The organism is Christensenella intestinihominis (assembly GCF_001678845.1).
GTDB classification, from domain to species: domain Bacteria; phylum Bacillota; class Clostridia; order Christensenellales; family Christensenellaceae; genus Christensenella; species Christensenella intestinihominis.
Genome location: NZ_MAIQ01000010.1, coordinates 98,810 through 105,372, shown reverse-complemented (window position 1 = coordinate 105,372; position 6,563 = coordinate 98,810). Strand labels below are relative to the sequence as shown.

Below are 6,563 nucleotides of genomic sequence, written 5' to 3'. Positions count from 1 at the left end.
CATCAACAGCGCCGCGGAGGCGGTGCGGTTTGTGGAAGACATCGGCAGGGAAAACGCCAAGGTGATGCTGGACTGCTTCCATATGAACATCGAGGAGGATTATCTCGGGGACGCGATCCGCGCGACGGGAAGCAATCTCGGGCATTTCCACATCGGGGAAGCGAACCGGAAGGTTCCGGGGAAAGGACACATGCCGTGGGCGGAAATGGGCGAGGCGCTGCGCGACATCGGATACGGGGGCGCGGTGGTAATGGAGCCGTTCGTGAAGCCGGGGGGCACGGTGGGAAGCGACATCAAGATATGGCGGGACATCTCGGAAGGTGCAAGCGAAGAACAGATGGACGCGGACATCCGGGAATCGCTGCAATTTGTGAAAAAAGTATTTTTGGGGTAATCCAAAATAAAAATACCAGGAGGAAAAAAATGAAAAAGTTATTGATTGTAGTATTGGCAGTTGTGATGGCAATGACCGTATTTGCGGGTTGCTCCTCGGGCGGGGGCACGGCGGCGACGGAATCGCCTGCCGCGGCAACAGAACCGGCTGCGGGCGCGGATGCGGAAACAAGCGGCGCAGCGGCAGGCGGGGATGAAATGAACGTGGGCTTCTCGTTCGCATCCAAAGAGACGACAATTTACCAGGCGTTTGAAGATTATGCGGTAAAACAGGGCGAAGCGAATGATCCGAAGATCAGCTATTCCTTTACGGTTGCGGATGCGGACGTCAGCAAGCAGGCGAACAACATCAAGGACCTGATCGCCAAAAAGCCGGATGCGATCGTGATGATGCCGCAGGACTCCAAAGCAATTGTTTCCAGCATCAAGGAAGCGCACGCGGCCGGAATCCCGGTTATCACCTATAACCGCGCGGCAACCCCGGATGCGGATGAAAAAGCGGACGCGCATATCGGCCTTGACGCGGTAGACCAGGCATATACGACGACAAAGTATTTGATCGAGCTGATGCAGAAGGACGGCGTGGAACCGAAGCTGATTAACGTCATGGGCGACCTGGTTGACGAAAACGCGATCAACCGCGACAAGGGCTTTAAACAGGCCTGTGAAGAAATGGGCATTACCCCCCTGCAGGACGTTCCTTCCGAGTGGGACCCCGATAAGGCGCTGTCCGGCCTCACGGCGGCCCTCCAGGCACACCCGGACGCCAACGGAGTATTCGTTGCTTCCGATATGCTGATGCCCGCCGTACAGTCGGCGCTCGAACGTGTAAACAAGTGGGCTCCCTACGGTGAAGAAAACCATATGTATATCGGCACGCAGGACGTTGCCCCCAACGGCGCGGCAATGCTTGAACAGGGCTATAACGACGTCAGCACGGCGTTCGATATCGACGCGATGACGGTGGCCCTCACAGAGGCGCTTACAAAAATCCACAATGGCGAAGACCTCGGGAATGAGGAAATCCTCGTAAAAGGCAAGGTATGCACGCCGAACAACCTGGACGAATGCCAGAATGTATGGGGCTTTGTATACGACGAATAAGGGACCGGGGGATGCGCGGGGGAAGCTTTTCCCCCGCACATCGCCGCATTTTGGATCACCCACAAAGATTTGGAATTATTTTCGGGAAAGAGAGGAATAAGGCATATGAGCAATTTACAGGCAAATGCAGCGGCAGGCCGCAGGAGCTCATTTTTGTCAAAACTTCGGATCAGCAAAGCAAACATGGTCATGCTTGTGGTCATTGCGGGCCTGATTATCGCGATGGCGATTGGAATTAAAGGTTTTTTTGACCCAACCAACCTTCTTAATATTGTGGTGCAGACAAGCGCGGTCGGCGTTCTTGCGGTCGGCATCACCTTCGTACTGGTCACGGGCGGCATGGACCTTTCATTGCCCGCCGTGATGGCGGCGTCCGCAGTCATCGGCGGCGATATCATGATTAAAACGAACAATATTGCGCTCGGCTGCCTGACGATGCTGGGGGTAGCGGCTGTTTTCGGCGTTATCAACGGCCTTGCGGTGGCCAAGGCAAAAATGGTGCCCTTTATCGTAACGCTCGCGACGCAGGTAATCGCGAACGGCCTGGCGGTATTTTATACCAATGCGGAAAGCATTTACGGCCTTCCGGACGAGTTCGTCTCCACACTGACGGCAGGGATCGGCGGCGTACAGATCGCGCCTATCGTCATCCTGATTATCGTAGCGTTTATCGCGAATTTCCTGCTTGCCCGCACGATGTTCGGGCGGTGGGTTTACCAGCTCGGCACCAATGAAGAAACGGCGCGCGTTTCGGGCACGCCGGTGGTTAAGACGAAATTCATGGTATATATCGTAAGCGCCCTGATGGCGGGCGTAGCGGCAATTCTACTGACGGCGCGGCTCGGGAGCGCATCTGCCTCCATGGGCGGGGACACGATGGTGCTCGACGTCATCAGTTCGGCGGTCATCGGCGGCGTCAGCATCTATGGCGGAACGGGCAGCGTGGTCGGCGCGGTTATGGGCGCGCTTTTCATCACCCTGCTGTCAAACGGCATGAATCTTCTGGAAGTCTCCTATTATGTCCAGATGGTCATTAAAGGCAGCGTAATCGTGGCCCTGACCTTTGTGGATACGCAGAGAAAACGGTTGTAGGAGGGGAAAAATGGAAAATGCATCGTTACAGCTCAGGAATATTGTAAAACAATTCCCCGGTGTGCGCGCCCTCGACGACGTGACGGTATGCGCAAATGCGGGGCAGTCGATGGGCCTCATCGGCATCAACGGCGCAGGGAAATCGACTCTCATGAATATTATCGCGGGTGTCCTGAAACAGGATTCGGGCGAAATTATACTCGATGGAAAAAAGGTGGAGATCAATAACCCCCGCGACGCGGAAGCGGCGGGAATCGCATTCATCCACCAGGAGCCGGTGGTGTTTGAAACCATGACGGTTGCGGAAAATATGTTTATCTCCCATCTGGTCAGCAAAGAAAAATCGCCTTTCCTCGATTACGCCTATATGGAAACCGAAGCGAGGAAATACCTGGATATTCTCGGCAGCACAATTTCACCCAAGGCGAAAATCAGCAGTATCCCGATCGGCGACCGGCAGATTATTGAAATTGCCCGCGCGCTTGCGGCAGGCGCAAAATACCTGCTGTTTGACGAGCCGACATCCTCGCTTACCTTCAAGGAGAAGGAAAAGCTGTTCGAGGTGATCGGCTCGCTGAAAAAGCGGGGTGATACCATCATATTCATCTCCCATTTCCTCGACGAGGTCGCCGAAATCTGCGAGACCGTAACCGTGCTGCGCGACGGCAGGGTATCGGGCAGCGGAAACATGGCGGATTTCTCACGGGAGGATATCATCAAGTTTATTATCGGGGAATCCAAGGAAAAGGAAATTCCCAAGAGAACCGCACAGGTTGGGAATGTGGTGGTAAAGGCGGAGCATATTTCGGGGGAGAAGCTCCCGCACGATGTGTCTTTTGAGGTACACAGCGGGGAAGTGCTCGGAATTTGGGGGCTTATGGGCTCCGGCCGTTCCGAGACCATCCGCGCGATGTTCGGGCTGGACGCGCGGGCCGGCGGCAGGGTGTCCCTCAATACGGACGGGGAATTGAAGCAGGTCTCCAGCACGAAATTGCTTGAAAAATCAGGATATGTTACGGAGAACCGGCACAAGGACGGCCTTTTCCTCACGCAGCCGCTGTGGAAAAACAATTCCGCGGCAAGCCTGCGGCAGTTTGCAAGCAAAGCGCTCAAGGTGCTGAACCCCAAAAAGGAAATGGCGGCGGCGGACGAAATGAAAGAGCGGCTTAATATCAAGGCGCCGGATATGAAGATACTGGCCTCCCAGCTTTCGGGCGGAAACCAGCAAAAGGTTGTGTTCAGCAAATGGCTGCAGAGGCGCCCGGACTTTTTCGTACTGGACGAGCCGACGCGCGGCGTGGATGTCGGTTCAAAAAATGAAATTCATGTAAAGGTGGCCGAGCTTGCAAACGACGGCGCGGCGGTGCTGCTGATTTCTTCGGAAATAGAGGAAATCCTCACGCTTTCGGACCGGGTGCTTGTCATGAATAAGGGCAGGATTGTCGCCGAGGTCGGCAAGGAAAATATGGAACGGCAGAACCTGATGGCCTTGTGCGTAGGGGAGGAGGAACAATAATGGGACGTGATTTAGGTACGGCAGCCCTGACGGGAGGCAAAGGATTCGGAAAAACGCTTTCCAATTACGGGTTTTATATTGTGTTTGTGGTGGTTGTCGTCATTTTCGGATGCGCGACGCCCACCTTCCTGACGGCGTTTAACATCCAGCAGCTGCTTCTTTCAAGCTGTGTATCGTTCATCATTTGCACAGGGCTGACATTTATTATCTTGACGGGCTCGCTCGATATGTCCGTCGGCTCGAATGCGTTTGTATCGGCGGCGACCGCGGTGATCCTGATGAAGGCGGGCGTGCCCATCCCGGCGGCGCTTATCGTATGCATCCTCGTAGGCGCGGGCATCGGGGCGGTGAACGGCCTTATGGTATCGAAGCTGAAAATGAATTCCATGCTGACGACGCTCGGCATGATGATCGGCCTGCGGGGCGTGGCCCTGCTGATTTCCAAAGGACGGCAGGTGTTCTTTGACAGCTCCATCAAGGAAGCGGGGATGTTCCAGGTGTTTGGCTTCCTGCCGGTGATTGTGCTGATCGGCATTGTGATGCTGATCGTCGGGCAGGTCGTGCTGTCGAAAACGCGGTTCGGGCGCAATGTGATCGCCATCGGGTGTTCGCAGCAGGCGGCGGAAAAAATGGGAATCAAGGTTGGAAAAACCATGATGACACTGTTTGTATTCTCGGGCATCTGCTCGGCCATCGGCGGGATTGCGGCCATGATTAACGTCGGCGCGGTACAGCCCTATATGGGCGTGGGCCTTGAATTCACAACGGTTACGGCAATTGTGCTTGGCGGCACAAGCCTTTTTGGCGGCAAGGGCTCCCTCATTCCGGGAACCATCCTCGGCATCCTTATGCTGGTGATTATCGAGAACGGCCTGGGGCTCCTCGGGGCAAGCCCGTTTATCTATCCGTTTGTACGCGGCCTGATTATATTTATCGCAATGTTTGCAGATTCAATTAAAAACAGATAAGGAGAAAGACAATGTATAGGAAACCGAAGCTTGGGCTTTTAACGATTTCGGACAACCGGGAAAAAGCGCATAACAATCTGTATGCGATGAACAAGGAGTTTGAAGAAAAGGTCGTCTCGCAAATCCGCAGTACGGGAGAAATTGACCTTGTGGTGGCGGACGTCATTGTTCATACCGCGAAGGAAGCGGCGGACGAGGCAAAAAAGCTGATGGCCGCGGATGTGGACGGCGTAATCTTCAACTTTACGATTTGGGTTTATCCGAACCTCGCGGTGATCGCGGCACGGTTCATCGACAGGCCGCTGCTGATGCTTTCCAACCTGAACCCCGAATATGCGGGGCTTGTGGGTATGATGGCAAGCGCGGGCAGCCTTGACCAGCTTGGCGTCCGCAATTACCGCGTGTGGGGAGACGTCGCCCAAAAGGAAGTGATGGATAAGATTTTGAGCTTTGCGAGGGCCGCCAAGGTCGCGACTTCCCTCAAGGGAAGCGTATACGGAATGATCGGCGGGCGCAGCATGGGTATGTACACGGGCGTTGCCGAGCAATCCGTATGGATGAAAAAGTTCGGCATCGATTGCGAGCATATTGACGAGATGGAAATCCTGCGCCTCGCGGAGCTGATCGATAAAGACCGGGAACAGCATGCGTTCGAGTGGCTGACCGAAAACATCGGCTGCATCCATTATGACGGGGAAGGACTCACGGAAGAAAAGCTGCGTTTCCAGATACGCTGCTACCTGGCGACAAAAGACATGGTGCGGGACCGCGAGCTTTCCTTCATCGGCATCAAATGCCAGCCGGAAATGGGCAACCATTTCGTGACGCAGTGCCTGTCGCAGGCGTTCCTCAACGACCCTTACGACATGGAGGGGGAAAAGGATATTACGCCCACGGCCTGCGAAAACGATATGGACGGCGGCCTTACCATGTATATTATGAACCTGCTGACGGGCGCGCCGCCCCTGTTCTTCGATTTCCGCCATTACGATACGGAAAACGACGTGTTCGTATTCTCAAACTGCGGTTCACAGTCCACCTATTATGCGGGACTGTCGGACGACTACCGGGAAAACCTCAGGAATGTTGAATTTTATGCGCAAACCCCCGACTTTTTTGAGGCCGGCGGAGCGACGGTGCAGTATATGGCAAAGGCCGGGGAGCTTACCTGCGCACGGCTGACGCGCAGCAATGGAAAATACCGGATGGTTATTTTCCCGGCAAAAACGCTGGAATTCCCGCGCGAAAAGATGGAAGAGACGCAAATCAACTGGCCGGCGGCGTATATCAAAATCGGCGTATCGGCGGAGGAGTTGATTAACCTCTACGGTTCCAATCACGCGCACGGCGTGCGGGGGAACTGTGTGGAAGAACTGGTTAAAATCTGCGAAATGCTGGATATTGAACCGATTGTCCTGCAATAAACAAGTCCTCTTACTGAATGGGGAGAACGGTGCCGCCCAAAAAGGTTAACCTCCTATGGGAAGCGC

6 protein-coding genes are annotated in these 6,563 nt (G+C 54.7%); all 6 read left to right on the top strand.

The features are described 5' to 3' along the window. Positions 1–394 (top strand): sugar phosphate isomerase/epimerase family protein (locus BBD38_RS12410; protein WP_147568165.1); only part of this gene is annotated, 394 nt, incomplete at its 5' end. A gap of 29 nt (positions 395–423) precedes the next feature. After that, positions 424–1,497: a sugar ABC transporter substrate-binding protein gene (locus BBD38_RS12405; RefSeq protein ID WP_066688717.1), complete on the top strand. Its 1,074-nt coding sequence runs from the start codon at positions 424–426 to the stop codon at positions 1,495–1,497. Between the two features lie 153 nt (positions 1,498–1,650). After that, positions 1,651–2,589 carry an ABC transporter permease gene (locus tag BBD38_RS12400; protein WP_172807840.1) on the top strand — a complete coding sequence of 313 codons (939 nt, stop codon included), beginning with the start codon at positions 1,651–1,653 and terminating at the stop codon, positions 2,587–2,589. Positions 2,590–2,599: 10 nt separating this feature from the next. Beyond that, the gene (locus tag BBD38_RS12395; protein WP_066688716.1) at positions 2,600–4,105 is read left to right on the top strand and encodes a sugar ABC transporter ATP-binding protein; all 1,506 of its coding nucleotides are present in this window, start codon (positions 2,600–2,602) and stop codon (positions 4,103–4,105) included. Then, positions 4,105–5,073 (top strand): ABC transporter permease, encoded by a 969-nt coding sequence (locus BBD38_RS12390; protein ID WP_066688714.1) that lies wholly within the window; start codon positions 4,105–4,107, stop codon positions 5,071–5,073. The genes BBD38_RS12395 and BBD38_RS12390 overlap by 1 nt, the downstream gene beginning before the upstream one ends. Before the next feature lie 11 nt (positions 5,074–5,084). Continuing rightward, positions 5,085–6,497, top strand: a complete 1,413-nt coding sequence (locus tag BBD38_RS12385; protein ID WP_066688712.1) for an L-fucose/L-arabinose isomerase family protein — start codon at positions 5,085–5,087, stop codon at positions 6,495–6,497. Positions 6,498–6,563: the final 66 nt, after the last annotated feature.

What these genes read in the sequence shown, in the direction of transcription:
- BBD38_RS12405 (WP_066688717.1), top strand. Translation starts at nt 424, where the DNA reads ATGAAAAAGTTATTGATTGTAGTATTGGCAGTTGTGATGGCAATGACC.
- BBD38_RS12395 (WP_066688716.1), top strand. Translation starts at nt 2,600, where the DNA reads ATGGAAAATGCATCGTTACAGCTCAGGAATATTGTAAAACAATTCCCC.
- BBD38_RS12390 (WP_066688714.1), top strand. Translation starts at nt 4,105, where the DNA reads ATGGGACGTGATTTAGGTACGGCAGCCCTGACGGGAGGCAAAGGATTC.
- BBD38_RS12385 (WP_066688712.1), top strand. Translation starts at nt 5,085, where the DNA reads ATGTATAGGAAACCGAAGCTTGGGCTTTTAACGATTTCGGACAACCGG.